The sequence below is a fragment of the Cupriavidus numazuensis genome, from assembly GCF_905397435.1.
Lineage (GTDB): Bacteria > Pseudomonadota > Gammaproteobacteria > Burkholderiales > Burkholderiaceae > Cupriavidus > Cupriavidus numazuensis.
Genome location: NZ_CAJPVI010000070.1, coordinates 1 through 26312, shown reverse-complemented (window position 1 = coordinate 26312; position 26312 = coordinate 1). Strand labels below are relative to the sequence as shown.

The 26312-nt window shown below is 62.8% G+C and carries 25 protein-coding genes and 1 pseudogene; 12 read left to right on the top strand and 14 right to left on the bottom strand.

Annotation, left to right across the window (positions count from 1 at the left end; genetic code table 11):
* Window positions 1-22: 22 nt before the first annotated feature.
* On the bottom strand, window positions 23-889 hold the full coding sequence (locus tag KHO41_RS35730; RefSeq protein WP_244874181.1) for an MBL fold metallo-hydrolase: 867 nt from the start codon (window positions 887-889) through the stop codon (window positions 23-25).
* A gap of 251 nt (window positions 890-1140) precedes the next feature.
* On the opposite strand from KHO41_RS35730, the gene fisR reads away from it, so the two are divergent.
* Both fisR and KHO41_RS35720 read left to right on the top strand, forming a co-directional pair.
* The gene (gene fisR, locus KHO41_RS35725; RefSeq protein WP_211957946.1) at window positions 1141-2451 is read left to right on the top strand and encodes a sigma 54-dependent transcription regulator FisR; all 1311 of its coding nucleotides are present in this window, start codon (window positions 1141-1143) and stop codon (window positions 2449-2451) included.
* Window positions 2452-2706: 255 nt separating this feature from the next.
* On the top strand, window positions 2707-3567 hold the full coding sequence (locus tag KHO41_RS35720; RefSeq protein WP_211957945.1) for a sulfurtransferase: 861 nt from the start codon (window positions 2707-2709) through the stop codon (window positions 3565-3567).
* A 270-nt stretch (window positions 3568-3837) separates the two neighbouring features.
* Here the strand turns inward: KHO41_RS35720 and KHO41_RS35715 are convergent.
* The 6 genes and pseudogenes from KHO41_RS35715 to KHO41_RS35690 form a co-directional block, all read right to left on the bottom strand.
* A pseudogene (locus KHO41_RS35715) lies at window positions 3838-5286 on the bottom strand (IS1182 family transposase).
* Between the two features lie 32 nt (window positions 5287-5318).
* Window positions 5319-6137, bottom strand: coding sequence for a c-type cytochrome (locus KHO41_RS35710; RefSeq protein WP_244874180.1), 819 nt, complete (start codon window positions 6135-6137; stop codon window positions 5319-5321).
* A 55-nt stretch (window positions 6138-6192) separates the two neighbouring features.
* The gene (locus KHO41_RS35705; protein WP_211957944.1) at window positions 6193-7014 is read right to left on the bottom strand and encodes a sulfite exporter TauE/SafE family protein; all 822 of its coding nucleotides are present in this window, start codon (window positions 7012-7014) and stop codon (window positions 6193-6195) included.
* 43 nt (window positions 7015-7057) lie between these two features.
* On the bottom strand, window positions 7058-7489 hold the full coding sequence (locus KHO41_RS35700; protein ID WP_211957943.1) for a YeeE/YedE family protein: 432 nt from the start codon (window positions 7487-7489) through the stop codon (window positions 7058-7060).
* 1 nt (window position 7490) lies between these two features.
* A complete protein-coding gene (locus KHO41_RS35695; protein WP_211957942.1) occupies window positions 7491-7925 on the bottom strand; it encodes a YeeE/YedE family protein in 435 nt (144 codons plus the stop codon).
* The gene (locus tag KHO41_RS35690; protein ID WP_211957941.1) at window positions 7919-8257 is read right to left on the bottom strand and encodes an ArsR/SmtB family transcription factor; all 339 of its coding nucleotides are present in this window, start codon (window positions 8255-8257) and stop codon (window positions 7919-7921) included. Before KHO41_RS35690 ends, KHO41_RS35695 begins: the two co-directional genes overlap by 7 nt.
* A gap of 82 nt (window positions 8258-8339) precedes the next feature.
* Between KHO41_RS35690 and KHO41_RS35685 the strand changes: the two genes are divergently transcribed.
* Both KHO41_RS35685 and KHO41_RS35680 read left to right on the top strand, forming a co-directional pair.
* Window positions 8340-9200 (top strand): MBL fold metallo-hydrolase, encoded by an 861-nt coding sequence (locus KHO41_RS35685; RefSeq protein WP_211957940.1) that lies wholly within the window; start codon window positions 8340-8342, stop codon window positions 9198-9200.
* Window positions 9201-9385: 185 nt separating this feature from the next.
* Window positions 9386-9913, top strand: coding sequence for an aspartate carbamoyltransferase (locus KHO41_RS35680; RefSeq protein ID WP_211957939.1), 528 nt, complete (start codon window positions 9386-9388; stop codon window positions 9911-9913).
* Window positions 9914-10016: 103 nt separating this feature from the next.
* On the opposite strand, the gene KHO41_RS35675 is transcribed toward KHO41_RS35680, so the two are convergent.
* On the bottom strand, window positions 10017-10295 hold the full coding sequence (locus KHO41_RS35675; protein WP_211957960.1) for a DUF1488 family protein: 279 nt from the start codon (window positions 10293-10295) through the stop codon (window positions 10017-10019).
* Between the two features lie 242 nt (window positions 10296-10537).
* Between KHO41_RS35675 and KHO41_RS35670 the strand changes: the two genes are divergently transcribed.
* The 3 genes from KHO41_RS35670 (at window position 10538) to KHO41_RS35660 (ending at window position 13848) form a co-directional block, all read left to right on the top strand.
* The gene (locus KHO41_RS35670; protein ID WP_211957938.1) at window positions 10538-11377 is read left to right on the top strand and encodes a universal stress protein; all 840 of its coding nucleotides are present in this window, start codon (window positions 10538-10540) and stop codon (window positions 11375-11377) included.
* A 268-nt stretch (window positions 11378-11645) separates the two neighbouring features.
* The gene (locus KHO41_RS35665; RefSeq protein ID WP_211957937.1) at window positions 11646-12476 is read left to right on the top strand and encodes a universal stress protein; all 831 of its coding nucleotides are present in this window, start codon (window positions 11646-11648) and stop codon (window positions 12474-12476) included.
* A 13-nt stretch (window positions 12477-12489) separates the two neighbouring features.
* Entirely contained in the window at window positions 12490-13848 is a 1359-nt protein-coding gene (locus KHO41_RS35660) for an MBL fold metallo-hydrolase RNA specificity domain-containing protein (RefSeq protein WP_211957936.1), read from the top strand.
* 58 nt (window positions 13849-13906) lie between these two features.
* On the opposite strand, the gene KHO41_RS35655 is transcribed toward KHO41_RS35660, so the two are convergent.
* Genes KHO41_RS35655 through KHO41_RS35645 form a run of 3 tightly spaced genes read right to left on the bottom strand, consistent with a single transcriptional unit; the run spans window position 13907 to window position 16906 of the window.
* On the bottom strand, window positions 13907-15682 hold the full coding sequence (locus KHO41_RS35655; RefSeq protein WP_211957935.1) for a PHA/PHB synthase family protein: 1776 nt from the start codon (window positions 15680-15682) through the stop codon (window positions 13907-13909).
* Window positions 15679-16389: an acetoacetyl-CoA reductase gene (gene phbB / locus KHO41_RS35650; protein WP_244874185.1), complete on the bottom strand. Its 711-nt coding sequence runs from the start codon at window positions 16387-16389 to the stop codon at window positions 15679-15681. The genes KHO41_RS35655 and phbB overlap by 4 nt, the downstream gene beginning before the upstream one ends.
* A 40-nt stretch (window positions 16390-16429) precedes the next feature.
* The gene (locus tag KHO41_RS35645; RefSeq protein WP_211957933.1) at window positions 16430-16906 is read right to left on the bottom strand and encodes a hypothetical protein; all 477 of its coding nucleotides are present in this window, start codon (window positions 16904-16906) and stop codon (window positions 16430-16432) included.
* 220 nt (window positions 16907-17126) lie between these two features.
* Between KHO41_RS35645 and KHO41_RS35640 the strand changes: the two genes are divergently transcribed.
* From KHO41_RS35640 to KHO41_RS35620, 5 genes are all read left to right on the top strand, one after another.
* Complete coding sequence (locus tag KHO41_RS35640) at window positions 17127-17666, top strand: flavodoxin family protein (protein WP_211957932.1); 540 nt, start codon at window positions 17127-17129, stop codon at window positions 17664-17666.
* A gap of 41 nt (window positions 17667-17707) precedes the next feature.
* Complete coding sequence (locus KHO41_RS35635) at window positions 17708-18163, top strand: universal stress protein (protein ID WP_211957931.1); 456 nt, start codon at window positions 17708-17710, stop codon at window positions 18161-18163.
* A 21-nt stretch (window positions 18164-18184) separates the two neighbouring features.
* On the top strand, window positions 18185-20878 hold the full coding sequence (gene mgtA / locus KHO41_RS35630; protein WP_244874179.1) for a magnesium-translocating P-type ATPase: 2694 nt from the start codon (window positions 18185-18187) through the stop codon (window positions 20876-20878).
* A gap of 123 nt (window positions 20879-21001) precedes the next feature.
* Entirely contained in the window at window positions 21002-22549 is a 1548-nt protein-coding gene (locus KHO41_RS35625) for a PAS domain-containing sensor histidine kinase (protein WP_211957929.1), read from the top strand.
* Window position 22550: 1 nt separating this feature from the next.
* Window positions 22551-23198, top strand: a complete 648-nt coding sequence (locus KHO41_RS35620) for a response regulator (protein ID WP_211957928.1) — start codon at window positions 22551-22553, stop codon at window positions 23196-23198.
* Window positions 23199-23230: 32 nt separating this feature from the next.
* On the opposite strand, the gene KHO41_RS35615 is transcribed toward KHO41_RS35620, so the two are convergent.
* The 3 genes from KHO41_RS35615 to KHO41_RS35605 form a co-directional block, all read right to left on the bottom strand.
* Complete coding sequence (locus KHO41_RS35615; protein ID WP_211957959.1) at window positions 23231-24769, bottom strand: thymidine phosphorylase family protein; 1539 nt, start codon at window positions 24767-24769, stop codon at window positions 23231-23233.
* A 40-nt stretch (window positions 24770-24809) separates the two neighbouring features.
* The gene (locus KHO41_RS35610; RefSeq protein ID WP_211957927.1) at window positions 24810-25595 is read right to left on the bottom strand and encodes a helix-turn-helix domain-containing protein; all 786 of its coding nucleotides are present in this window, start codon (window positions 25593-25595) and stop codon (window positions 24810-24812) included.
* Between the two features lie 62 nt (window positions 25596-25657).
* The gene (locus tag KHO41_RS35605; protein ID WP_211957926.1) at window positions 25658-26062 is read right to left on the bottom strand and encodes a response regulator; all 405 of its coding nucleotides are present in this window, start codon (window positions 26060-26062) and stop codon (window positions 25658-25660) included.
* Window positions 26063-26312 lie beyond the last annotated feature (250 nt).

Below are 26312 nucleotides of genomic sequence, written 5' to 3'. Positions count from 1 at the left end.
TGTTCCTATGGGGGCGGGTGGCTCAGAGCGCGTTGAGGGGAATCTTCAGATAGCGGATGCCGTTGTCCTCGGGCGGCGGCAGTTGACCCGCACGCATGTTCACCTGGACCGAAGGCAGGATCAGCGTTGGCATCTGCAGGGTGGCGTCGCGCGCGTGGCGCATGGCGACGAACTCTTCTTCGCTGATGCCGTTGCGCACATGGATGTTGCGCTCGCGCTCGTCCGCGACCGTGGTCATGTATTGCAGCTCGCGCCCGCCCGGCTGGTAGTCGTGGCAGACGTACAGGCGGGTGTCCTGTGGCAGGCTCAGCACCTTGTTGATGGAGCGGTAGAGGGTGCGCGCATCGCCGCCAGGGAAGTCGCAACGGGCGGTGCCGTAATCCGGCATGAACAGGGTGTCGCCGACAAACGCGGCGGCACCGTTGCCGTCGCTGACTACATAGGTCATGCAGGCCGGTGTATGCCCCGGTGTGTGCATGGCGCGCGCTTGCAGGCCCCCGATGCTGAACGTGTCGCCATCCTGCAGCAGGCGGTCGAACTGATGCCCGTCGCGCGCGAAGTCGGCGCCACTGTTGAACAACTTGCCGAATACGTGCTGAACGGTGGTGATATGGCTGCCAATGGCAGTCTTGCCACCGAGCCTGTGCTTGACGTACGGCGCGGCTGAAAGGTGGTCCGCATGCACATGGGTTTCCAGGATCCATTGCACGGTCGCGCCGAGCGACTGCACCCGCTCAACCAGGCGATCCGCGCCAGTTGTGCGAGTGCCCCCGGATTTCGGATCGTAGTCGAGCACGCTGTCGATCAACGCGCATTGCAGGCTCGCGCGGTCCAGTACGAGGTAGCTCAGCGTCGAGGTATCGGGATCGAAGAAGGCTTCGATCTCCATGTGCGATCGGCTTGGCGTGGTCGGCATCATGAGTGTTCAAGCGGGTCAGGATAGGATTGCTGCTGACTACTCAAGACTCGTGCCAAGTAGGGTTTGGTTTATAAGTTATTGATTTCCTTGGATTTATGCAGATCAAGAACAATTTCGCCTAACGCCGGGCAAAGTGTGGCACTGCCACTTGGCAGTCATGGCAGAATTTGGCAGAACGGCGCCCCCCAAGCTGCCCTCAACCAAAGCCCCCAAAAAACCCCATGAATCGCCAAGCCACTCTCCAGGCTCTCCTGTCCTATTTGGAGCACGAGTGCGAACCGATGATCGTCCTCGATACCGACTACCGCATCTTGGCAGCCAACACCGCCTACCGCCGTCAGTTCGGTGCCGTCGAGCGCCCGTATATCGGTCAGCATTGCTACCGGATTTCGCATGGCTATGATGTACCGTGCGACCAGGCCGGCGAGCATTGCCCGATGCGCAAAGCGTTCGAGACACGGGGCCCAGACCGCGTTCTGCACATCCACCACACGCCGCGCGGTCCGGAACATGTGAACGTCGAACTGCGCCCGATCCTTGATGAGGACCAGCAGGTCGTCGCCTATGTCGAGCGCCTGAGCACGGTGCGCAGCGCATCGGCCCGCCCGAGCGCGGAAGGGCTGGTCGGCCGCTCGGAGGCATTCAACACCGCGCTGGAGGCCGTGCAGCGCGTGGCGCCTTCTTCGCTGCCGGTCCTGTTGCTTGGCGAATCCGGTACAGGCAAGGAAATGTTCGCGCGCGCGGTGCACGAGGCCAGCAGCCGCGCCAGCGGGCCGTTCGTCGTGGTGGACTGCTCCGGCCTTACCGAGTCCCTGTTCGAGAGCGAGCTCTTCGGTTATGAGAAGGGCGCATTCACTGGGGCGATCACGCGCAAGCCCGGCCTGGTCGAAACCGCCGATGGTGGCACGCTGTTCCTCGACGAAATGGGCGATGTGCCACTGTCGATGCAGGTCAAGCTGCTGCGGCTGATCGAGTCAGGCACATACCGCCGCGTGGGGAGCGTGGAAACGCGGCGGGCAGATTTCCGGCTGGTCGCGGCCACGCACAAGCCGCTGGAGCAGATGGTCAGCCAGGGATCGTTCCGCCAGGACTTGTATTTCCGGATTGCGGCTTTCCCGATCCGCCTGCCGGCGCTGCGCGAGCGGCTCGACGACATTCCGCTGCTGGCGGAGTCGATCCTGCAGCGCGGCGGCGCGGCCAAGGACCAGCTGCACCTGAGCGCGGAAGCGCTGGCACGGATGCGCGCGTACCATTGGCCGGGCAATATCCGCGAACTGCGCAATGTGCTCGATCGCGCCCGCCTGTACGCCGATGACGGCGTCATCCGTGCCAAGGATCTCCCACCAGGAATTGGGGAAGCGGGCATGGCGCCGGTCGCCCAGCGCCGGATGGCAGGCGCCAGGGAGAGCGACGACGCAGTGCTGCGCGAGCAGGTCCGCCAGTTCCAGGGCACACGTCGTGAACTTGCCCGCGCCCTTGGCATGAGCGAGCGCACGCTCTATCGCCGGCTACAGAGCCTGGGCATCGGCTGAACCGCCCGATGCGGGCCACATTGTTGCTTTTCTGTCAGATCACTGAAAAGGTACTGCCGGCCCTTTCGTTCGCGTTCCTTTGATGAGCATCAAAGTGGCCTGCCCCTCCTCACATAGATTCCACTCAACCATTGCGGCTGTCCTGCCCATCTGGACCGCACACGGGCATTCGTGGATGGGGTTTACCGCCAGGACAATTAAGCGTGGTCGTGTTTGCAAACGAATGTGCGAGGCAACCGTAACGAGGGGCTTGTCATGTACTCGAGAGTTCTCATTACACCTGAAGAACTGGCGGCAAGAATAAAGGCCGAGCCCGTGGTCCTGGTCGATACGAGGGACGCGGCAAGCTACTCGGAAGCTCACTTGCCCGGGGCGGTCAATATCCACGAGATATTTACTTACCTGGCGAGCACCACGCCCCAGGGATTGGCCGCCCTGCGCGAAACATTCACTGATGCGTTTGCCAAGGCTGGCCTATCCGGGAAAGAAACTGCGGTCATTTATGAGCAGTCCATGACAACAGGCTTCGGACAGTCATGTCGAGGCTACGTACTGCTTCGCTATCTTGGCTATCCTCGGGACAAAATCAAGGTGCTCCATGGTGGCTACAGCGCATGGCGGGCGGCGGCGTTACCAAGCGCAACCGAAGTCCCTATGCCGTCACCGGTCTCGTTCCCTTATGGAACGGCTGGAAGCAGGATCCTAGTCGATGTGACCGAGATGAAGAAGGCGGTCGCAGACGCGCACGTAGTGAAACTCGACGTACGCGATGTCGATGAGTGGATTGGGGAGAGTTCATCCCCTTATGGCAAGGACTTCTGTCCGCGAAAAGGCCGCATTCCCGGTTCAGTCTGGCTCGAGTGGTATCGCATGATGAAGCCGACCCACGCTGGCCAAATGTTCAAGTCCCCAGCGGAAATTCTCGCTGAGTGCGCCACTGTCGGAATTCGCCCCGACACACCCGTTGTGGTCTTCTGCTTCAAAGGAGCGCGCGCTTCCAATACCTTTGTCGCGCTGGAGGAGGCTGGTATCAAAGATGTGCGGCTATATCTTGGCTCCTGGAACGAGTGGTCCAGGGACCCATCCCTACCCATTGAAGAAGGCCTGCCCTATTAGAGTGGCCGTTCGAACCGGTCCAAACACAATGCGGAGGACTCGGTCAACGGCCGCAATTCCTTGCGAGGATAAGCGATGGTTTTGCGGCTACCGCGCGTCCTTCGGTTTGTCGCCTTTTGGCCGAGGCTGTGTAGAAAGCTCGAATTGAGCGCGACGGGGACGATGCAACACGATGTTGCCGTGTAATCGGCGGTCGAGGCTCAATCGCACATTGGAAACGAATGAGGAGTCTGATCGTCGCAGAAGGCGAGTTCTGCTCGTCGCCCTTGATCAGGCGCCGACTAACTTCATAGCTCTCATCATTTTCGAGAATCCTAGTATCTTGATGACGCGCTTCAGATTGTAAGCAAGCACCTGCAAGCTCATCTCGGTTGAAACGTTGCCGATTCGGCGCGTCAGGAAGTGTGTTGAGCCCATCCAGTGTTTAAGCGTGCCGAAGACATGCTCGACCGTTCGACGTCTCAGCGTCATTGCGTCCGGCTGTCGATCCAGCCGCCGCTGCATTGCTTCGAGTACGACGTCGTGCTCCCAGCGGCGGATGCGGCGGTAATCAGACGGCGTGCACTGGGCCTTGATTGAGCAGTTGGGACATGCACTGCTCCAATACGCTCGCAGGTTCAACCCGCCACGCTCAATCGAGCTAAATCTGTAGATTGCGCGCTGGCCAGCCGGGCATAGATATTCATCGGATCGAGCCATGTAGATGAAGTCGGCACGATCGAATCGTCCGTGAGCCTTTGCACTTGAAGTTGCCGTTTTAGGCACGAATGCCTCAATGTCGGCGTCTGCGCATAACTTAATCTCGGGGGCATTGAAATAGCCGCGATCGGCCATGACCTTGATCTTCTTCCTTCCCATGGCATCACGAGCCGCCTGAGCCATCTTGCTCAACTGCGACCGGTCACTGCCTATGTTCGTGACTTCATGAGCGACGATCAAGTGATGCTTCGCATCGACAGCTACCTGGACGTTGTATCCCACCACCCCAGTACCTTTTGCCTGCGAAATCATCGAGCGTGCGTCGGGGTCCGTCAGAGACATCTGCCTATCGGGGATGCTCTGAAGTGATTCTGCGGTGCCGTCCAGATTTCGCATCTGCTCGCGCAACTTGCCAATCTATTCTCTCAGTCTTGTAGTTTTCGCTTCGACCTCAGGCGGCTGCGTGCGATCTGCAGTTTCCAGTGCGTCCAAATAGCGCTGAATGCTCTGCTCAATCTGCTGCTGGCGCTTCTCGATCTTATTTGGCGTGAAGTTACGATCGCGGCTATTGACCGCCTTGAACTTGCTACTGTCGACGGCCACAACAGCTTGCGTGAACAGCTTTAGATCCCGACACAGCATCACGAATCGCCGGCATACGTTGCGAATGCCCGTGCCGTTGCTGCGCCTGAACTCCGCAATGGTTTTGAAATCCGGAGCAAGTCGACCGGTCAGCCACATCAGCTCCAGATTTCGTCCGCATTCCCGCTCCAGTCGTCGACTCGACTGAATCTGGTTGAGGTAGCCATAGACATAGATCTTCAGAAGTACGGCGGGATGATAGGAGGGACGACCTGTGTCCGACGGATTTACCCCTTCGAACCCGAGATCGGCAAGATCGAGCTCATCTACGAACGCATCAACAATCCTGATCGGGTTGTCCTCGCCAATGAAATCGTCGAGGCATTCAGGTAGTAGAGTGACCTGCGAGCGGTCTTCGCCTTCTATAAATCGCTTCATCCGGCCACTCCTACTGAATGCGTTGACTCAGTCTAGGCGAATGGCGCGTTTTCACACAGCCTCGGCCAGTCGTTGACCCTGGCTGCATAGTCGGGTCGCGGCTGCTGTGTAAAGTAGGCGGCAACATCGACGGCGTCCTGCGCTGAAAGCGATCCGCCCCGGCCAAGCGGCATGTTGTGCTTCACGAACGCTGCAGCGGTGTACAAGCGCGCCATCCCTGCACCCACGTTGAAAGAGTCCTTACCCCAGACCGGTGGGAAGATGTAGCCGCCTTGCGGGTTCTTCGTGCCTTGCCCTTCGGCGCCATGGCAGGACGCGCATTGCGCGGTGTAAACGCTCTTACCATGGACTGGGTCCGGCTTCAGTGACATATCAATCTTCTCGAAGCCTCTTCCGGCCACATTCGTGCCGGTCGGAACTCCCGTCGACAGCCACTTCATATAAGCCATGATGGCATTCATGTCTGACGAGTCGAACGCCAGTGGCTTGCCGTTCATCGAGCGCTGGAAGCAGTCGTTGATACGTTCTTGCAACGAGATGACTTTTCCACTACGCGACCGGTACTCCGGAAAGGCGCCGGCGAGGCCGACCCAAGGCGATGCATAAGCGGTTGTCCCAGCATTCAGGTGACAGCTCGTACAGTTCAGGCCATTACCGACATTGCTTGGTAGTTGCTTGCGGGTATCAGTGAGCAGTGCCTTGCCGCGCTTGACGGCATCACCCATTGGTCCCTTTGGAATCGAGGCTTCGTCCGGCACTGGCATGGACACTGTCTGCGATTGAGCTAGTGCTGGCGCACTGGCGGCTGCCAGCACTGCCAGAGTAAAAGTACGCAGCTTGATTGTGTTCACGAGTGTCTCCTCAGGAATCGTTGTATCGGCGAATCTGTTCGCTTTGGTGTTCGAATCAGGCGGCCATGGCCACTTTCGCGAACATACCGACGGCAATCAGGCCGGCGACCACTGCAAAACCTTGTTGCAGCCTGTGGCCGCTTAGCCGGCTGGCAACGAGCCTGCCCCCTAACATGGCAGCCATGGCACCTGCCGCAAATGGCACACCAACCTGCCAGTTCATGCGCCCGGCAATCGCTGTCGAAATGACGCCGGAAGCGGAAACCAGTGTGATGACTGCGAGGGACGTCGCCACGATGGCATGCACCGGGGCGTTGGTCGCCTTCTTCAGGGCTGGAACAATGACGAAGCCGCCGCCGACGCCAAGCAAACCGGAGAGAAAGCCGGCGCCTACACCCGACAGCGCAAGCGCACGTGTGCAGGAGGCGGTCCAGACAAAGCGACCGGTGCGGTCATCCAGTTGGCAGGGGTGCGTTGATTGGCTGGCTCCGGCTGCAGGTTCCAACTTGCTCCCGGTTGCCTGTCTGAACATCCTTAATGCCACGAAGGCCAACACGACCGCAAACAGCAGCGTCAGCGGTCCGTTCGGGAGACGATGTGCGAACCATAATCCGATGGGTGAGAACAATGTACCGGCTGCCGCCATCAGCATGGCAGCGCGGTAACGCACAATGCCTGCGCGCAGTCCAAGTACAGCGCCTACGGCCGCAGACAAGCCCACCGCGAGCAGCGCGACCGGCGCAGCCTCCGTCACGCGCAACTGCAGACCAAAAAGTAGTAGAGGAACTGCGAGAATGGCGCCCCCTGCGCCGGTCAGCGCAAGGATGAGGCCGACAACAGCGCCAAGTAGCGCGCTGGTGGCAATGATGATGTCCATGTTTCCAACATTTTCCAGCAGTCGTTCAATCGGTGGCTGCTGCTCAGGCGCGCTGCAGGCTCGACTTCGCCCGCTCAAGAACTTCGAAGACGAGCATGCCTGCCAGCATGGCGGCGACAAAGCCCACGGCCTTCGGGTATCCCGCCCCCAGGGCCACCAGCGCGGGCCCCGGACAAAAACCGGCAAGCCCCCAACCGACACCGAACGCGGCACTGCCCAGCACGAGTCGCGGAGTGATAGTCGTGCTGGCCGGCAGTTGCACGGGGAGCCCGAGGAAAGATCGCCGGCGCCGCTTCGCCACCACGAAGGCGACGGTACCGACGGCGATGGCACCGACCATGACAAACGCGAGGGACGGGTCCCAGGATCCGGCGAGATCGAGAAAGCCTAGTACCTTGGCCGGGTTGGCCATGCCGGAGACCATCAGGCCGACGCCGAAGAGCAGACCCGCAAGCAGTGCGGTAATGGCGGTCATATCAGGCTCCAATCAAGTGCCGCTGCACGAACACGGTAAGGAATCCCGCCGCCATGAAAGTCAGGGTGGCGACCAGCGAGCGGATGGAGCCGCGCGAGATGCCGCAGACACCGTGGCCGCTGGTACAGCCACTGGCGTAGCGGGTGCCGAGTCCAACCAGTAAGCCGGCGACCAGGACTTGGCCCCAGCTCGCCTGGATATCCGCAACCGCGGGCTTGCCGAGCAGGCCCGCAATGATGGGAGCGCCAATCAGACCTGCGAGGAAGGTCACGCGCCAGGCCATATCGGAGCGTGGCAGGCTGAGCAGGCCGCCAAGAATGCCGCTGATGCCGGCAATCCGTCCGTTGAACAGCACCAGGACGGCTGCGGCCGCGCCGATGACAAGTCCGCCAGCCAGGGACAGGCCGGGCGTGAAGTTAGCGAGGTCGATCAGCATGTTGCTCTTCCCGAGGTGTCAGCACAGAACTGTTCATAAAGCACCGTCATGACTGCAAGCGCCTGTGCGCTAGCCACCGAATAAAAAATGTTCTTGCCGTCGCGGCGCGTCGCCACCAGGCCGTTCTCGCGCAGCACCGCAAGCTGCTGGGACAGCGTCGGCTGCCGGATCCCGAGTTGCGCCTCCAGCTCGCCGACAGACAGTTCGCCTTGTGAAAGCTGGCACATCAGCAGCAGGCGGTCCGGATTGGCGAGCACCTTAAGCAGGGCGCAGGCGTTTGCCGCAGCCGCTTGCATGGTGGTGAGGTCGATAGTTGGGTGTGGCTGGTTCATGGTCGTCTACACTTCATTATCCAATAGTATATTGAACAATAAAATGTGTGTGAATAGAATGTCTACATCCAAGGAGGCGAGCATGCAACCGACCATTCAGCCGCTCTTCGACCCGGCGACCTGGACCGTGACCTACGTGGTTTATCAAGCGGAGCACCGCGAGTGCGCGGTCATCGACTCGGTGCTGGACTACGACCCCAAATCAGGTCGGACCTCCACGACAAGCGCCGATAAGGTCATCGCATTCGTCCGCGAGCATGACCTGCGCGTCCAATGGATTCTCGAGACACATGCGCACGCCGACCACCTCTCTGCGGCGCCTTACCTCAAGCGGCAGTTGGGTGGCCGCATCGCCATCGGCCGGAACATCTGTCGCGTGCAGGGCGTGTTCAAGGAGCTCTTCAACCTGGAGCCCGGGTTCCGCCTTGACGGTTCACAGTTTGACCACCTGTTCGAGGACGGCGAGGCGTTTTCCATCGGTGGGCTTACCGGCAAGGCCATTCACGTGCCCGGGCATACACCAGCGGACATGGCATACCAGTTCGGGAATGCCGTCTTTGTTGGCGACACGCTATTCATGCCTGACGTCGGCACTGCCCGTTGCGACTTCCCCGGAGGGGATGCACACGCGTTGTATCACTCCATCCGCAAGCTGCTGGACCTCCCGGGTGACACGCGATTGTTCATGTGCCACGACTATCCGCCAGAAGGGCGCGGGCCAGCGTGGGAGACCACGGTGGGTGAGCAGCGGAAATGCAACATCCATGTACACGACGGTGTCAGCGAGGAGCAGTTTGTGGGCATGCGTCAGGCGCGTGATGCAACCCTGGCAATGCCGACGCTGATATTGCCGGCGGTGCAAGTCAATATTCGTGCCGGTGAGTTGCCTCCGCCCGAGGCGAATGGAGTTCGCTATCTGAAGATTCCGCTCAACGCCTTATGAGGCCACCCGCCAAGCTGACTCGGGGCGCGTGGGTGACCGCCGATGCGCTGCTCGTGCACGACTGACGGTTGCGCAAACCACAGTGGCAGCTCGACTGTCCCGGTTTCGACACAACCATGTGGGAGTTCATGCCAAAGCGGCCCTGTCATTAAGAAAACGTGACGTGGCACGTGAGGAGGATATTCATGGCACACCTCAAGCCCTTTCTTAAGATTGCCTTTGTCACCGCCCTCGCGATTGCGAGTGCGGCCAAGGCGGCGGACATCCAGCGTCAGGCAGAAGTCGCCCGACTAGGCGCTGACGTTATGCCATTCACCCTTAAGGGCACAACGCACATCTTCACCAAAACGAAAGACGGTGGTATTCAGCGCGTTATCGTCAAGGTCCCCTCCGATACGGAACAGGTTGCGCTTGTGCGAGAGCACTTGCGTACTATCCAGCAGCAGTTCTCACAGGGCGATTTCTCTGGTCCCACGCATATCCACGGCCCAGCCATGGCTTCGCTGTCCGAGCTCAAGGCAGCCAAGCCAGGGCAAATCAAAATTGAGTACAAAGAAGTTCCTTCAGGCGCGGAGCTGATCTATCGCACGGAAGACACGGCGCTGGTAAGTGCGCTGCACAACTGGTTCGACGCTCAGCTTTCTGACCATGGCACTGATGCTGTGGCGGGAGATCAGCAACATCACAACCACGGCGCTCTCATGAAGCAATAGGCACGGTTCAGGCCGCGCGCGGACGCCCTGGCGGCAACGATGCGCGCTACGTTGCCGCGAACGCTGTGGTGCTTGCGATGGGACTCTCTTGCCCAGCACTCGCCTAAGCGGAAAAACGGAAATGGCCGCTATGCAGGACGATGTTATGGGCGCCAGTCATCTCGAACACGCCCCGCGCGACATTCTCGATGGCACCGCGATGCGCCGAAAACGCGGACGCGAGGTCTTCATAAAGATACGAGCGGGCACCGAAATGGTCTTCCAATGCCTCCGCCGTCACCTCGAATGTCGCGGCGGCGCCGTCGATCTGCGCCGGGCACTGCAGGCTTGGGCCGGCCGGGCAATACGCCGGTACGGACTCGGGAAAGAGAATCTGACTCATGGCGGCAATCCTGCTCAACGGCGGTGGATCCTGGCCGCTCCGCGTGTTGCGCAAGCGGATGGCAGCGGATATCTGAAGGCTAGATGCCGCCACACAACAGGACTTGACGCGTATCAAGCCGGACGAGCGTCCGGGGTCTTGGGTGGCGACCATCGCGAATCTTGACGTGCGACAACTGCGCGGATGCGCTGCGACCTACATTGCAGATGCTGATGTAGCACACCGCGCAACGGAGATTGCCCATGGACTATGCCACCATCCTGGTTCATCTGGATGCCAGCCGCCGCACGCACCAGCGGCTGCACATCGCCATCCGGCTGGCGCAGGGCTTTCACGCAACGCTGGTTGGACTGCTCGCGGTCGGCCAAGCGGATCCCAGTTCCATTCGCTATCTGGTCGATGGGGACCGCTACCTTGACTCCTATCGAGAATGGCACAAGCACATCGGCGAAGTGGCACGCCACGCCTTCTTTGGCGCCACCGATGAACTGCTGATTCCGACCGAATGGCATGCGCCGGAGGGGGCTGCGGCCGACAGCGTGGTCGCGCAGGCCCACACGGCCGACCTGCTTGTACTGGGGCAGCACAATCCTGCCGACAAGGATGCCTTCGCCGGACATCACTTCGTCGAGTCCGTGGTGCTGCAATGCGGCCGCCCGGTGCTGGTCGTGCCCTATGCGGGGGAGTTTCCGCATCCGGGGAAGAATGTCCTCGTCGCATGGAATGGGAGCCGCGAGGCCGCGCGAGCCATTCACGATGCGCTGCCATTCCTGCGGCGTGCGCAGACCGTCGACGTGATCTCATGGGACCAGCCGGACACGGCGCTCAACCCATGGCTCTCGCCGCCGCGCTATGCGATCGAATGGCTTGCCCGGCATGAAGTGCAGGCCAGGCTTCACGACCTCACTGCGGCCAGCGGTGACGATACAGGGCAGATGCTGCTGTCATTCGCCGCGGATCAGGGCTCGGACCTGATCGTCATGGGTGCCTACGGACACGGCCGGATGCGCGAGCTGGTGCTCGGCGGCGTGACACGTACGCTCCTCGAATCCATGACCGTGCCGGTCTTGCTGTCGCATTGATGGTTGGATGGGGATGCACATGGCCCTGAACGTTCCTTCATTCGCACGGTTGCAGGTGGCCGCCCGGCGCCTGCTGATGTGGAGCGCCGTGTTGTCGTGCTGTGCCTGCACGTCGATACCCAATTTCTTGCGCCCGCCCACGCCGCGGGCGTCGGTATCGACAGCGGTGCAGGCCGTGCGCGCGGGCGTCGGCACGGAGCACTGGCGGTCCTGCGCGCCCGCAAGGTTCGCCGGATAGTCCGGATCGTGGATTGCCTGGGAGGGGCTCATGGACTACAGAACAGTACTGGTCGCGCTCGGCACGGATGACGGCTGTGAAGCGCGGGTGCGGATGGCAGCGGAACTCGCCGCGCGGTTTGGCGGGCACGTGGTCGGGGTCAGTGCCACCGGCATACGAATGGATCCGCTCTTTCGCGCCGGAGAGGACGCAGCCAGTTTCGCGGAACACGCCCGCCGCAGGCGCCTGGCGCAAACGGCGGCTTCCGGCGAGCTGCTCGGTGAAACCGTCAGCCAGACGGCATACGGTACGCCATTTACCCACCATGTTGTCGAAGACGAGCTCGGTTGGGTGCTGGCGCAGGAAGGGCGCGTTGCCGACATCATTGTCATTGGCGGCTCGCTGCCTGCCGGAGACAGCACGATGCAGCGAACCGCGGAGTATGTGCTGCTGAATGCCGGCCGGCCGGTTCTGCTGGTGCCGCCCCGTCCCGTGCCACTGCATGGCGTGCACATGGTCATCGCATGGGATGGCAGCCGCGAAGCGGCACGAGCCGTGGCCGACGCCATGCCGTTGCTGCTTTGTGCAAGCAAGGTAACGATTCTTGCGGTCTGGGACGAGAAGGGCAGCCCCGATGCCAACAGTGAACCGGTGGCCGGCTTGCGCCAGTACCTGAGGCGACATGGCGTCATTGCCGCCGTGCGTACGGAGCAGACTTCGGGAGATGTCGCAACCGTGGTGCTTGAAACCGTGTCCGTGCTCGGTGCCGGGATGCTCGTTGCCGGCGGCTATGGGCACTCGCGCGTGCGCGAATTGATACTTGGTGGCACGACCCGGACCCTGATGCACGCGTGCCCGGTCCCGCTGCTGCTGTCTCATTGATCAGGAGTCACGCATGGAACTGCAATTCCTGGGGGCCACGGATTCCGTCACCGGCTCGAAATACATACTGGACACCGGCCACAGCCGTGTGATGGTCGACTGCGGTCTGTTTCAAGGCTTTAAATCATTGCGATTGCGGAACTGGGACCCGTTGCCGGTTGACCCGGCCACCCTGGATGCCGTGATCCTGACCCATGCGCATATCGACCACAGCGGCTATCTGCCGCTGCTGGTGCGCAACGGCTTCCGCGGGACCGTGTTCTGCACGATGGGTACCGCGCAGCTCTGCGGCATCCTCTTGCCGGACAGCGCGTCGCTGGCGGAGGAGGATGCCGAGTATGCGAACCGGAAAGGCTTCTCGCGCCACCGCCCCGCCTTGCCGCTCTATACCAGCGCGGACGCGGGGCGTGCACTGCGTCGCCTGGAACCGAAGCCGTTCGGCACGCGATTCTCACTGACGCCCGACATTGAAGCCGAGTTTCACCATGCCGGGCACATCATCGGCGCCGCGGCAGTGACGCTGCATGCCGGGGGCCAGCGCATCGTGTTCTCGGGAGACCTCGGCCGGCAGAACGATATTGTCATGCGGCCGCCCGAGTTCATCCGCGAGGCCGATTGCCTGCTGGTCGAGTCCACCTATGGCAACCGCATTCACCCGGACGAAGATCCGCTCGATGCGGTCGCCGCCGTTGTCGGCAGCACGCTTGGCCGCGGTGGCACCCTTGTCATTCCGGCATTCGCGGTCGGACGCACACAGGCATTGCTGTATTGCCTGCATCGCTTGCTCGAAGAACGACGCATGCCCGATATCCCGATCTACCTCAACAGCCCGATGGCCATCGACGCGACGCAGATCTTTGGCCTGCATCCCGATGAACTGCGGATCGACCGGGCCGCATGCGCGGCCGCGTGCGGACTGCCGATTCCGGTGCAGAGCGTGGAGCAATCGGTCTGGCTTAACCAGGATCACGCGCCCAAAATCATCCTTGCGGGCAGCGGCATGGCGACGGGCGGACGTGTGGTGCACCACCTTGCCACCTTCGGCAGGGACCCGCGCTGCACCATTCTGCTATCCGGCTTCCAGGCACCGGGTACGCGGGGCGCGGCGCTTGCGGGCGGGCAGCGCGAGCTGCGCATCCACGGGAAGGACGTCGCGATCCACGCCGCGGTCGAGCAGATCCATGGCATGTCGGCACATGCGGATGCCAACGAACTGATGACGTGGCTCAATGGGTTCCAGGCGCCGCCCCGGCGCGTATTCATCGTGCATGGGGAACCGGATGCCAGTGATGCCATGCGCCAGCGCGTGGAGCGCGGGCTGGGATGGCAGGTGACGATGCCGGAGTACAGAAAGACCTATCGTCTGGACTGAAAGCGGACTGATACCGTGCAGGTGCCGGCGGCTGCGGCTCAGCCGCCGGCACTGGCCATCACCGCTCGTGCACGTACTCGCCTGGCGCATCGCACAGGGCATGCGGGGCCGGATCGCGGGCGCGGCACCGCTCGGACGACGCGCGGGCCAGCCAATCGCTCCATGCGGGCCACCAAGAGCCAGCGTGGCGCGCTGCCTTGACAAGGAACCGTTCCGGACTGAGGTATGGCGCGCCGGGAGCGCGCGTCGTGATCCGGAACCGCCGCCCCGGATGGTCGGGTTCGGAGACGATGCCCGCGTTGTGGCCCCCCGACGTGAGCACAAAGGTCAGGTCCGTCCGTGCGAGCAGATGAAGCTTGTAGACCGAGCGCCACGGCGATACGTGGTCGTGCTCCGTCCCGACCATGAAGATCGGCCGGTTCAGGTCCGACAGCGCGACTGGGCCACCGCCGACACAGAGCTTTCCTTCGGCCAGTTCGTTCGACAGGAACAGCTTGTGCAGGCATTCCGAATGCAGGCGGTAGGGCAGGCGGGTGGTATCGCGGTTCCACGAGATGAGGTCGTTGGCGCGCAGCCGCTGTCCCAGCAGGTATTCGCTCATCATGCGCGACCAGACCAGGTCGCGGGCGTTGAGCATCTGGAAGGCCGATGTCATCTGGGGCCCATCCAGATAGCCCTGGTTCCACATCAGGGCGTCCAGCGTGTCTACGGCGCTCTTGTCGATGAACAGGCCAAGTTCGCCGGGCTCGGAGAAATCGGTCTCGGTGGCGAACAGCGTGATCGTCGCCAGCGGTTCGCCGTCGGTGTCGCGCGCGAGTTTCGCCGCGCAGATCGCCAGCAGCGTGCCGCCCAGGCAGTATCCGGCCACGTGGATGTTCGCGCCGTCGCAATGTGCTTGCGCCGCGTAAACGGCGGCAAGGATGCCGTCATGCAGATAGTCGTGCAAGCCGCGGTTACGCGCTGCCGCCCCGGGATTCTTCCATGACATCATGAAGACCGTGTGGCCGCGGCCGACAAGGTAGCGGACCAGCGAGTCGTGCGGCTGCAGGTCCAGGATGTAGTACTTCATGATCCATGACGGCACGATCAGCACGGGTTCCCGCCACACCTGCGCGGTGGTGGGTGTGTATTGGATCAGTTCGAACAGCGGGTTCCGGAACACGATCTTGCCAGGCGTGATCGCGACGTCCTTCCCCGGCAAGTAGGCCAGCGCCGGCGGCCGGGCAGCGGCGCCTGGCAGGTTGCCGACCACATCGGCGAAATCTTCGGCCCAGTGCCGCATGCCCTGAATGAAATTCGCGCCCGATGTGCGCCGCGCTTCGCGAATGACGCCAGGGTTCATCCACCAGACATTGCCCGGCGAGCACATGTCGATCCACTGGCGCACGCAGAATGCCGTCACACGCTCGTGGTGGCGGGACAAGCCGCTTACGCCGCTGGTCAGCGACTGCCAGAGTGCCTCATTGCGAAGGAAGCTGTCGCGCCAGCAACGGAAAGGCCAGGCCTCCCAGCCGTTGTCAGCGAATCGCGAATCGGTTGGTGCAAGGGCGGATGGCGAATCGGTGAATGGTAGCCAGCGCACGGCATCGGCCAGGCACTGGCGTCCCGCTTCGGCTACCGCCTGGGTGACCTTTCCCGGGGCAATCGCAGACTGGAGCAGCCAGTCCGCGCCCGCCAGGCCAAGCGAAATCAGCGATATGCCGCCGGTGACACGTGCCAGTGCTGCGCGGACCTGTCGGTCGAAGTCCCGGTATACCGGCTCATCCGAGGCGGGCGGGCATTCCGCCACTGTTCCCGCGGGGATAGTTGTCAGGAACGCTTCCTTGGGTTTCATTGAAGGTGCTGTCCGCCGTTGATCGGAAAGTTTGCGCCCGTGACAAAGGCACTCTCCGGTGAGCACAGGTAAGAAATCAGCGCCGCCACTTCTTCCGGCCGGCCAAGCCGGCCCATCGGGATCTGGGGAAGTACATGCTTCTCGAGAATCTCGGCTGGCATGCTGGTCACCATGCGAGTTGCAAGGTAGCCCGGCGAGACGGTGTTCACCGTGACGCCCTTGCTGGCCAGTTCGAGCGCCAACGCCTTGGTAAAGCCGTGCATGCCGGCTTTTGCCGCCGCGTAGTTGGTCTGGCCAAACGCGCCCTTGGATCCGTTCACCGACGAGATGTTGATGATCCGACCCCAACCGCGCGCCACCATGCCATCGCATAGTGGCCGCGTCATGTTGAACACAGAATCGAGGTCAGTGCGAAGCACCGCATCCCAGTCTGCCTTGTCCATGTGCCGCAGGGTCTTGTCGCGTGTGATGCCCGCATTGTTCACGAGGACGTCGACCTGGCCGGCTTCGGCCAGCGCCCGGGAGACACACCTCTGGCATGACTCGAAGTCCGCCACGTCTACCGGGAACGCCATGAACTCCCGGCCCGCTTCCTGCTGACGCTCTAACCAACTGGCAACATGGTCATTGTGCTCGGAATGGGTAACGATCACCTGCATGCCGTCGGCCAGCAAGCGGATTGCAATGGCTTCCCCGAGCCCGCCCATTCCCCCGGTCACGAGGGCTACCCGTTGTACGGGCACGGCTTCAGCTCCCGGCCGCAGTTGCTACCGGCTGGCGGCTTCCCTGAGCCACCGGCCACGTCATGACCTGGCTGACATTGTCGAAGATGCCTTTGAGTTCGGTCAGGGGCGGGATAAAGCCGCCGCCAGCGCCAAGTGCGTTGCGCTGGGACTCGGCCCAATGTTCCGTGCCGGCGCGAAGGTGCTCAAGAAAGCCAGATGCCGCTTCAACGGAAAGCTTGCCCGCCGCACGGGCGAATTCCGCATTGCGTTCGATCTGCTCTGCAAGCATCTTGGTCGGTAAGCCGTGAAAGGCGTTCCAGTCGGGCGCAGCCGACATGGCCGTGAGCATGCGCTGGCCGCCCTTGATGTCGTCTTCCAGGGCCTTGATTTGGAGCTTCAGCATTGCCTGCCGGGCCTCTTCCATCAGGATCAGCGCACGCAGCGCTGCCTCGTGGCCGCTGCGGATCATTTCAAACGTCGGGTCTGTGGTTGCAAACATGCTTGACTCCCTTGTGTGACAGGAAAATGCCTCTTGGGAATCCTAGATCAGGCGATCCATTGGGGATTGATGCATGTCAAATTGAAGGGTGCGGCCGAATCCGGCAAAAGCGGGTCCTCCCCAATCCCGACAGATTGACATGCATCAAGGGGGCTTCGCCGCAGCTTCCTAGCATTTCATGCATGGGCCGGAGCGACCGGCGTCGGGTGAGGAGCATCCCATGTCGGAAGAATTGGAAAGCCTGATCGTGTATTACTCACGGACCGGTACGGCCAGGCAAGTCGCGGAGACCTTGGCGGCGTACACCGGGTGGCGGCAGGCAGAAGTTCGGGACGAGAAGCCCAGGGCCGGCTTATACGGCGATTTGCGCTGCGTGCTCGACATGCTGCTGCATCGCACGCCGGCATACCGCTACGAAGGTCCGTTGCCCAGTGACTGCGCCCAGGTGGTTGTCGTGGCGCCGGTATGGCTCGGGCGGCTGGCGGCGCCCATGCGCAAGTTCCTGCTGGACCATGCGCCGTTCTCCGGTACCGTGTCCGCGGTCTGCGTCATGGCCTCGCGCGGGGGTTTCCGCGCGGAGGACGATATTGCCTTCCTGACCGGCAAGACCCCGGCGCCTGCCCTCGTGCTCAAGCAGCGCGACGTGCTGAGCGGAGCGGCTGCTGAACCGCTGGCTGCCTTCGCTGCGGCGTTGCGGGCGCGCCAGACAACGCCTGCACCCATCCTCAGACCTGTGTGGATATCGCCCAGAGAGGCCTAGTTTTCCGGTCATCGCCGTGTGGCAATTGAAGGAGAGATGGAATGTACAAGAGGATTCTCGTGGCAGTCGACGGCAGCCACTGCAGCGACCTGGCCCTGGACCATGCGATCGGACTGGCCGCCATCTGCGACGCCGAGTTGCAGGTCGTCCACGTGATTGACAACGGCTACCTGAAATATGACATGGGCTACGTTGACCTGACCGACCTGCGTGCCGGCCTGATCAAGGGCGGTGAAGAACTGCTAGCCGAGGCACAGGAAAAAGCAAAGGCCAGGCATGTGCGCTGCCAGACCGTCATGATCGACGAGATTGTGGCGCTCGGCGATATCGCCCACCAGATCCGCCAGCTTGTCGAGAGCAGTGCTGCCGAACTCGTGGTGCTCGGCACGCATGGCCGCCACGGCATGAGCCGGTTGCTGCTCGGGAGTGTGGCCGAAAGCCTGGTGCGCCAGTGTCCGGTGCCAGTCTTGCTTGTCAGGGCGAAAGACGAGACCTGAGTTCATGGTCCGGCCATGCCAATGAAGGTCGCGCAGGCCGCCACCCGCGCAGCGTTGAGCGAAACGCCGGGCACTGCAGCCGCCGCGGACCGTCCGGCCATTCGCCCGGGTGCCAGTGATGTTCCGCCGTTGCTGGCCGGGGCCGCGGCGGGAAGCGTTGCTCAGGCGCTCGCAATGCTCGATGCAGATGAGCAAGGGCTGATCGCTACGGAAGTGCCGGCGCGCAGGCTCGAGCATGGCGCCAACCAGATTGCCACGGAGCGGCGGCACCGTTTCGTACCGGATCTTCTCGCGCGGCTGCGCAATCCCTTGAACCTGATGCTGCTCAGCCTGGCCGCGTTGTCGGGTCTGATCCACGACTGGCAGGCCGCTTCGGTCATTACGTGCATGGTGGCGCTCAGCGTCGTACTGGCGACCTGGCAGGAGAGTCGATCGGGCAAGGCGGCCGCCGCACTGCGAGCGATGGTGCATACCGTCATCGCCGTGCGGCGCCGGCCAGCGGCCGGGGCGCAGTCGCAAACCAGCGACATCCCTATCGCCGAACTGGTACCCGGCGATGTCATCCATCTTGCCGCCGGGGATCTCGTCCCGGCGGATGTACGCCTCCTGACCGCGAAAGATCTGTTCGTCAACCAGGCTGCGCTCACCGGGGAATCCATGCCGGTGGAGAAGTTTGCTGTCGATGGTGCAAGCGGCGAGACGGCCGGCGACATTGCCAACCTGGCACTGATGGGCACTGCGGTCGTGAGCGGGACGGCAACGGCACTGGTGGTGCTGACGGGCCGCCATGCGGTGTTCGGCCACATTGCCCGCTCGATCGCCGCGCGCGAGCCGCCTACAGCGTTCGAGGAGGGTTTGGGGCAAATCAGCCGCCTGATGCTGGGCATCATCGTCGTGATGGCGCCGCTGGTGTTCGTCATCAACGGCCTGACAAAAGGAGACTGGTTCGAAGCGCTGCTCTTTGCCGTCGCTGTCGGCGTCGGCCTGACGCCCGAGATGCTGCCCATGCTGGTCACGGTGAACCTGGCCAAGGGCGCGCTGGTGATGTCCAGGCGCAAGGTCATCATCAAGCGCCTGAACGCGATCCAGAATCTCGGCGCGATGGACGTGCTGTGCACCGACAAAACCGGAACGCTGACGCAGGACCGCGTCATCCTGAAGCACCATTTCGACCTCAGCGGCAGAGAAAGCGAGCAGGTTCTGGAGTTTGCCTATCTCAACAGCTTCTTTCAGTCCGGCTTGCGCAATCTGCTCGATGTGGCGGTGCTCCAGCACGAGGACGTCGGCCAACGCATCGGCATCCATGAGCAATGGCATCTCGTTGACGAGATCCCGTTCGATTTCACCCGGCGGCGCATGTCGGTCGTGGTGGAGAGCAGCCAGCCTGGAGATGAACGGCGTCTGCTGATCTGCAAGGGCGCAGTGGAGGAAGTGTTCGACGCCAGCGCCACGGCGCGGATCGGCGATACGGTGGTGGAGCTCGATGCCGTCCACCGGGCCGACCTGATGCGGCAGAGCGAGCGGCTAAACGAGGACGGTTTCCGGGTCATAGCGATCGCCAGCAAACGCGTGCCAGCGGCAGGTCCATCGCATGCCTACGGTGTTGCGGATGAAGCCGGCATGGAACTGGTCGGCTATATCGCATTCATCGATCCGCCGAAGGAGAGCGCGGCCGCGGCGTTGGCCGCGCTGCGCAAGAGCGGCATCGAGGTCAAGATCCTGACCGGTGACAGCCCCAGGATCACCAGCAAGGTCTGCCGCATGGTCGGCCTGCCCGCCGGCCGTGTTGTCCTCGGTAGCGATCTGGACCGGCTCACGCCGGCGGAACTGGCCGAGGTGGCAAGGGACAATAGCCTGTTTGCCAGGCTCAACCCCGCACACAAGGAGACACTGGTCCGGGCGCTGCGTGCACAGGGCAGGGTGGTGGGCGTGCTCGGGGACGGGATCAATGACGGCCCGGCGCTCAAGGCGGCGGATGTCGGCATCTCGGTCGATAACGCGGTGGACATCGCCAAGGAGTCGGCGGGTGTCATCCTGCTGGAAAAGAGCCTGACGGTGCTGTACGACGGCGTCTTGGAAGGCCGGCGCGTGTTCGCCAACCTGCTCAAGTACCTGCGCATGGGGGCCAGTTCCAATTTCGGGAACATTTTCAGCGTCCTGGGTGCGAGCGCTTGGCTGCCTTTCCTGCCCATGGCCCCCATTCAACTGCTGACCAACAACCTGCTTTATGACATCTCGCAAACCGCCTTGCCGACCGATAACGTCGATGACGGCGCACTTTCCAGGCCTTGCCGCTGGGAGGTCGCCAAGGTTCGGCGCTATATCCTGTGCCTCGGCCCCGTCAGTTCAGTCTTCGACTATCTGACCTTTGCGGGGCTGTACTGGTGGATCGGCGCCAATAGTCCGGCCAATGCGCCGGTGTTTCAGACCGGCTGGTTCCTGGAGTCGCTGCTTTCCCAGACGCTGGTTGTCCACATCATCCGCACCAGCAGAATCCCGTTCATCGAGAGCCGTGCCAGCCCGGCGCTGCTTGCGGCCACAGGCGCCATCTGCGTACTGGGAGTCTGGCTGCCGTATTCGCCGGCCGCGTCTGTCCTCCATCTGCATGAGCCGCCCTCATACCTATGGACGATGCTGGTCCCGATCCTGGCCCTGTATCTCCTGATAACCTTCGTTGTGCGAAGAGTGCTTTCGAGATATCTCGAGCTGGACTGAGCCGTTGCGCCCCTGCCAAATGCATAGCGGCGGCGGGATTGTCCGACCGCGGTTGTACATGGCGTCAGCACTCCTATAGTGTGTTCAGGATTGTGCGTTAATCTGCCGGCTAGGGCGCCAGGTATGTCCAAAGGGATAAGTACCTATTCGATCCGGATGCGCGGGGCCCGACGCCGCGCGTGCCGCGCATTGCGCAAGCCGCAAAACAGCCAGGCGCAACTTGCCGGGATCATTCGCTCGTCCATGGAGGCCATCATTTCCGTTGATGCCGACCAGCGCGTGGTGTTGTTCAATCCCATGGCAGAAGCGTTGTTCGCATGGCCGGCCGACCAGGCGATCGGCCGACCGCTGACGGACTTCATCCCGGAACGCTTCCGGGCGGCGCATGAGGCGCATGTGCGCCGGTTCGGCGTCACCGGAGTCTCGGATCGCCAGATGGGGCGCCAGCGCGCACTCTATGCACTGCGCCGCGACGGGACCGAGTTTCCGATCGAAGCATCGATTTCGCAAACGACTCACCGCGGATCGAGGCTATTCACCGTCATGCTGCGCGATATCACCGAACGCGCGCGCGCCGAGGAAGCCATGCATGCCAGTCTCCACCGTGTCAGGGAAAGCGAAGCGCGGCTGGCCGGCATTATCCGTTCCTCGATGGAGGCCATCATCACGGTGGACAGCGCCCAGCACGTCATCCTGTTCAATCCCATGGCGGAAACCTTGTTCGGGTGGCCGGCCGACCAGGCGATTGGCCGGCCGCTTGGCGATTTCATTCCCGAGCGCTTTCGCGCTGCGCACGACGCACATGTGCGCCGGTTCGGCGTGACGGGCGTGTCGGACCGCCAGATGGGGCAACAGCGCGCCCTCTATGCGCTGCGCCGCGATGGCAGCGAGTTTCCCATCGAGGCTTCGATTTCACAGATCGCGGACGGCGGTGTCAGCCTCTATACGGTGATGCTGCGCGATATCACGGAACGCGTACGCGCCGAGCAGGCGCTGCGCCGATCGCGAGAGGAACTGCAGCAGCTTTCGGACAGCATCCTGGCCACCCGGGAAGAAGAGAAGCGCCGCATCGCACGCGAACTCCATGACGACCTGGGCCAGCGGCTGAGCGCGCTGAAGATGGACATGACCATGCTTGCCGCGGATGTCAGCGAGGGCAGGGACACGCGCGGAATCCTCGCGGACCTCACCGGCATGAACGGCGTCATTGACGACACGGTCGCGTCGGTTCGCCGCATTGCCAGTGATCTGCGGCCAGCCCTGCTTGACGAACTGGGCATGCTGACCGCCATCGAGTGGCTGGCCAATGACTTTTCGAGCCGGTATGGCCTGCCGGTGAATGTGGATGGCGTGGATGCGGACGTGCCCGAGCAGACCGCCATCGCCATGTTTCGCATTGTGCAGGAGGCGCTCAGCAACGTCGTCCGGCACGCTGACGCAACGGCCGTGGATGTTTCACTGGCCCGGATGGACGGGCAGATCGAGTTGCGGGTGCAGGATAATGGTGTCGGATGGGACAAGAAGCCCTCCGGCACCGAGCCGCGCAAGTCGCTGGGGCTGCTGGGAATCCGGGAGCGGGCACGGCTGCTTGGCGGCACGGTGGCGATCGACAGCGAACCCGGCAAGGGATTCCGGCTGACCGTACAGATTCCACGAGAAAAAGGGATATGAAATGACGCGCGTGCTCATTGCCGATGACCATGCTGTCGTGCGCGACGGGCTCAAGCATATCCTGGAGCGCGCCGGCAAATTCGATGTGGTAGGCGAAGCCGCCGACGGCACCCAGGTCATGAAGCTGGTGCGCGACTGCGCGCCGCAGGTGCTGCTGCTCGACTTGTCGATGCCGGGCCGCAGCGGCCTGGAACTGATCCGCCTGTTGCGGGACGAGCAGCCGGCGCTGCGCATCCTGGTACTGACCATGCATGCGGAGCAGCAGTATATCGTGCGCGCGTTCCAGGCCGGTGCGGCGGGCTACCTGACCAAGGAGAGCGCTGCTACCGAGCTGGTTTCGGCGATCAACCAGGTCGCAAGCGGGGGCACGTACGTCAGCCAGGCGATTGCCGGCAAGCTGGCGACCAGCCTGCAGGAACATCAGGAAGAAGCACCGCACTTGCGTCTGTCCGACCGCGAGCTGGAAGTCTATCGGCGGCTGGTGCTGGGCGAGCCGCTGACTGTGATCGCGACAGCACTGTGCGTGAGCGTCAAGACGGTCAGTACCTACAAGATGCGGCTGATGGAAAAGATGCACGTGCCCAGCGAAGCGGCGCTGCTGCGCTATGCCATGCGCAACCATCTGTTCGACGAGGAAGAGGACATCTGAGGCACGCACGTCTCCACGCACGCCCGATCTTCTCAGTGCGGTTCGATGGAGACCGCAGGGTGTGCCAGCGCATAGCTGCACGAGTAATCGAGTTCGCCCGAGGCCTGGGCATGGACCGTGAACAGCGGCTGTCCGGCGCGGACTTCGTCGTTGACCCGTACCCGCATCTCGAGGCCCGCCACCTGCCGCATCGGAGCGCCTGCCAGCTTTGCGGTGCGGGCGATGTGGCGGTTGTCGATGGCGATCACCCTGCCCGGGTGGGGAGCGACGATGTCGCGGCGAAAGATGGCTTCGCCCGGGACGCGCAAGCCGCCCTGCGCTTCGCAAATCGCCTCGAACTTGCGCCAGGCCGCGCCGCTGTCGAGTAGCTGGCCGGCGGCCTTTTCGCCCGTGCCCTTTGGTGCTGCCCCGCAGAACTCCAGCAGCGCGCCCGCGAGCATGACCGAGCGCTCGCGCAGGTCGGGCGGCGCCGCCACCGTGCGCTGCAGTACCGCCAGGACGTCGCGCGCCTCCAGCGCGGGGCCGATGCCCTTGCCAACCGGCTGGGTCCCGTCGGTCCTGACCATCAGGATGTGCAGGCCGAACGCCTCCGCCACATGCCGCATCGCGGCTTCGAGCCGTTCCAGGTCCCTGTCCTCGCGTACCTTGGCGGTGGGGCCAACCGGCACATCGATCAGGATGTGCGTCGAGCCTGCCGCAACCTTCTTGGACAGGATGGAGGCAACCAGCTGCGCGTCGCTGTCGATATCGAGCGCGCGTTCCACGCGGATGAGGATATCGTCAGCAGGACTCAGGTTCAGCGCGCCGCCCCAGACCAGCGACGCCCCGACCCGCTCAACGACGTGGCGCAGTTCCGCTGCACTGAGCGCCACGCGGGTCAATGTCTCCATCGTGTCCGCGGTACCGGCCGGAGAGGTAATCGCCCGGGAAGACGTCTTCGGCAAGACCAGGCCTCCGGCTGCTGCTATCGCCACGACAATCGGCGTGGTCCGGTTGCCGGGCAGCCCGCCGACGCAGTGCTTGTCGGCAACGAGGGCCTGGCTCCATGACAGCCGCTCGCCCGAGTGCACCATGGCACGTGTCAGGTCCACCGTTTCCCGCCGGTTCATGCGGCCATCTGCACACGCGGCGAGGAATGCGGAGATATACACATCCGGGTACCGCCCCGCCGAGATATCGCTGATGATGGACCCGATCTGTGCGCCGTCGAGCCGGCGGCCGTAGATCTTCGCACGCAAGGCGCGTACGGATTCCAGGGCCGGCGCGTGACTCACCGTCACCATATCGCCGGCGCGCGCTGCCAGTGCCTGCGCAGCGCTGGCGGAAAGACTGGCCTCTGCGGTATCAAGCAATGGCGCGCCAACCAGGTTCAGCGTGGCAATGATGCTGGCGTCGCCGATCCGCACCTGCACCCGTGCCTGCGCGGCGAAGCCTTCGGCTCGGCACACGGGGCAGTCGGGGTGGAGGTAGATGACATGCTCCTGCCAGGTGTCGATGCCGAGCGGCTTGAAGGTCAGCGGCTCGGATCCCTGGCCTTCCCCGGCAGCAAACTTCAGCTCGTTGGCCAGCATCGCGCTATCCCCGCCGACGGGCATGGGTAAAGTCATCGGCTTATCGCAGATCGAGCGCCTCAAGATCCAGCAGTTCGATCTGCTTGCCCTGTACCCGAATCAGTCCTTCCTGCTGGAAGCGGGACAGCGTGCGGCTTGCGGTCTCCAGGGTCATGCCCAGATAGCTGCCGATGTCCTCGCGCGTCATGCGCAACGTGAAGCAAGTGGGCGAATAGCCTCTGCGCTGCAGGCGACGCGAGATGTTGAGCAGGAAGGCTGCCACGCGTTGTTCCGCCGTGAGGTTGCCAAGCAGCATCATCTGGCCGGTCTCACGGACGATTTCCGCGCTCATCATCTTGTGGACCTGCTGTTGCAGCGATTTGACTTCGCGGCAGAGCGCTTCCAGCAGGTGGAACGGGATCACGCAGACGGCGCTGTCTTCCAGGGCAATGGCGTCGCAGGTGTGGACCTCGGTCGAAATGCCGTCAAGGCCAAGCGTTTCGCCGGGAAGGAAGAAGCCGGACACGCATTCGCGACCGCTCGGATGAGAGAGCACGGTCTTGATCGAGCCCGAACGCAGCGCGTAGATGCTCTGGAACGGATCTCCGGAACGGTAGAGCGCTTGCCCTTGCCTGACCATCTTCCAGTTCCTCACCACGCTGTTCAGGCGCGCGACATCCGTCTCGTCAAGGTTGGACGCCATGCAGATGTGCCGGAGCATGCAGGTGGAGCACTGCGCACCCGGCTTCGGTGCATCTGCGGTGGACAGCCTTGCCTGGCGGTCGAGGGGGGCGCTGATGGCGTGCTGCTCGAGGTCGGCCGAAGGCGAATCGCTGGTTCCGAACATCGTTGTCTCCAGATGGCGGTGCTATCAGGAGCACGTCCGCCGGCCCCGATAACCCGTTACTCCTATGGTTCGCTGCTTCTTTGTGCTGCGCCGGAAATCTCCAGCAGAGCGGTGCGCAGTTTGTCGACTTCCAGCGTCTTGTCGAAGCAGTAGCTTCCGCCGGCCCTCAGGCAGGCCGCGCGCATCAGCGCAGACCCGCTGTTGGACAGCACGATCAAGGTGCTACCCGGCAGTTTTGCTGTCAGCAACCGGACCTGCCTTAATGATTGCCCGGTGCGCAGCCCGACCAGCACGACATCGGGGCGAAGCGCCTCGAGTGCCGGCAAGTCGGCTTCGGCATCCGTACCTGCCCCGACCACTTGCATACCGGCCACAGCCTGGAGCAAACGCAATTGCCGCGTCCTGATCGGACTCGCGTGCTCGAGGATGTAGACAGTCAGGTCGTGGAGTTGGGTGCGGTTGCTCATGTGCCCAGTATCGTCGCCGGCCGTGCCTTTCGAAATCAGGCAGGGCTGAGACTGATGTCAGGCTTGCAGCATGCCCTGTCAGGTTTACCTGACAGCGTCGAGGCGGATTCCGACCTCGTGCAAAGTCGTTCCACCGCCCCATGGGCGTCGATGCAGCGGTCTTGATGCAGAACAAACGCCCGCCGCGCTCAACTGCCAATCTGGAAGCAGCCGGCATTTCCGGTTCTGTTCCCGTCTTCAAGGAGATCAC

What these genes read in the sequence shown, in the direction of transcription:
- KHO41_RS35700 (WP_211957943.1), bottom strand. Translation starts at nt 7,489, where the DNA reads ATGACCGCCATTACCGCACTGCTTGCGGGTCTGCTCTTCGGCGTCGGC.
- KHO41_RS35625 (WP_211957929.1), top strand. Translation starts at nt 21,002, where the DNA reads ATGTCCAAAGGGATAAGTACCTATTCGATCCGGATGCGCGGGGCCCGA.
- phbB (WP_244874185.1), bottom strand. Translation starts at nt 16,389, where the DNA reads ATGGGCGGGCTCGGGGAAGCCATTGCAATCCGCTTGCTGGCCGACGGC.
- KHO41_RS35645 (WP_211957933.1), bottom strand. Translation starts at nt 16,906, where the DNA reads ATGTTTGCAACCACAGACCCGACGTTTGAAATGATCCGCAGCGGCCAC.
- KHO41_RS35605 (WP_211957926.1), bottom strand. Translation starts at nt 26,062, where the DNA reads ATGAGCAACCGCACCCAACTCCACGACCTGACTGTCTACATCCTCGAG.
- KHO41_RS35670 (WP_211957938.1), top strand. Translation starts at nt 10,538, where the DNA reads ATGGACTATGCCACCATCCTGGTTCATCTGGATGCCAGCCGCCGCACG.
- KHO41_RS35695 (WP_211957942.1), bottom strand. Translation starts at nt 7,925, where the DNA reads ATGCTGATCGACCTCGCTAACTTCACGCCCGGCCTGTCCCTGGCTGGC.
- mgtA (WP_244874179.1), top strand. Translation starts at nt 18,185, where the DNA reads ATGAAGGTCGCGCAGGCCGCCACCCGCGCAGCGTTGAGCGAAACGCCG.
- fisR (WP_211957946.1), top strand. Translation starts at nt 1,141, where the DNA reads ATGAATCGCCAAGCCACTCTCCAGGCTCTCCTGTCCTATTTGGAGCAC.
- KHO41_RS35660 (WP_211957936.1), top strand. Translation starts at nt 12,490, where the DNA reads ATGGAACTGCAATTCCTGGGGGCCACGGATTCCGTCACCGGCTCGAAA.
- KHO41_RS35730 (WP_244874181.1), bottom strand. Translation starts at nt 889, where the DNA reads ATGGAGATCGAAGCCTTCTTCGATCCCGATACCTCGACGCTGAGCTAC.
- KHO41_RS35635 (WP_211957931.1), top strand. Translation starts at nt 17,708, where the DNA reads ATGTACAAGAGGATTCTCGTGGCAGTCGACGGCAGCCACTGCAGCGAC.
- KHO41_RS35690 (WP_211957941.1), bottom strand. Translation starts at nt 8,257, where the DNA reads ATGAACCAGCCACACCCAACTATCGACCTCACCACCATGCAAGCGGCT.
- KHO41_RS35705 (WP_211957944.1), bottom strand. Translation starts at nt 7,014, where the DNA reads ATGGACATCATCATTGCCACCAGCGCGCTACTTGGCGCTGTTGTCGGC.
- KHO41_RS35675 (WP_211957960.1), bottom strand. Translation starts at nt 10,295, where the DNA reads ATGAGTCAGATTCTCTTTCCCGAGTCCGTACCGGCGTATTGCCCGGCC.
- KHO41_RS35685 (WP_211957940.1), top strand. Translation starts at nt 8,340, where the DNA reads ATGCAACCGACCATTCAGCCGCTCTTCGACCCGGCGACCTGGACCGTG.
- KHO41_RS35640 (WP_211957932.1), top strand. Translation starts at nt 17,127, where the DNA reads ATGTCGGAAGAATTGGAAAGCCTGATCGTGTATTACTCACGGACCGGT.
- KHO41_RS35615 (WP_211957959.1), bottom strand. Translation starts at nt 24,769, where the DNA reads ATGCTGGCCAACGAGCTGAAGTTTGCTGCCGGGGAAGGCCAGGGATCC.
- KHO41_RS35720 (WP_211957945.1), top strand. Translation starts at nt 2,707, where the DNA reads ATGTACTCGAGAGTTCTCATTACACCTGAAGAACTGGCGGCAAGAATA.
- KHO41_RS35655 (WP_211957935.1), bottom strand. Translation starts at nt 15,682, where the DNA reads ATGAAACCCAAGGAAGCGTTCCTGACAACTATCCCCGCGGGAACAGTG.
- KHO41_RS35680 (WP_211957939.1), top strand. Translation starts at nt 9,386, where the DNA reads ATGGCACACCTCAAGCCCTTTCTTAAGATTGCCTTTGTCACCGCCCTC.
- KHO41_RS35610 (WP_211957927.1), bottom strand. Translation starts at nt 25,595, where the DNA reads ATGTTCGGAACCAGCGATTCGCCTTCGGCCGACCTCGAGCAGCACGCC.
- KHO41_RS35665 (WP_211957937.1), top strand. Translation starts at nt 11,646, where the DNA reads ATGGACTACAGAACAGTACTGGTCGCGCTCGGCACGGATGACGGCTGT.
- KHO41_RS35620 (WP_211957928.1), top strand. Translation starts at nt 22,551, where the DNA reads ATGACGCGCGTGCTCATTGCCGATGACCATGCTGTCGTGCGCGACGGG.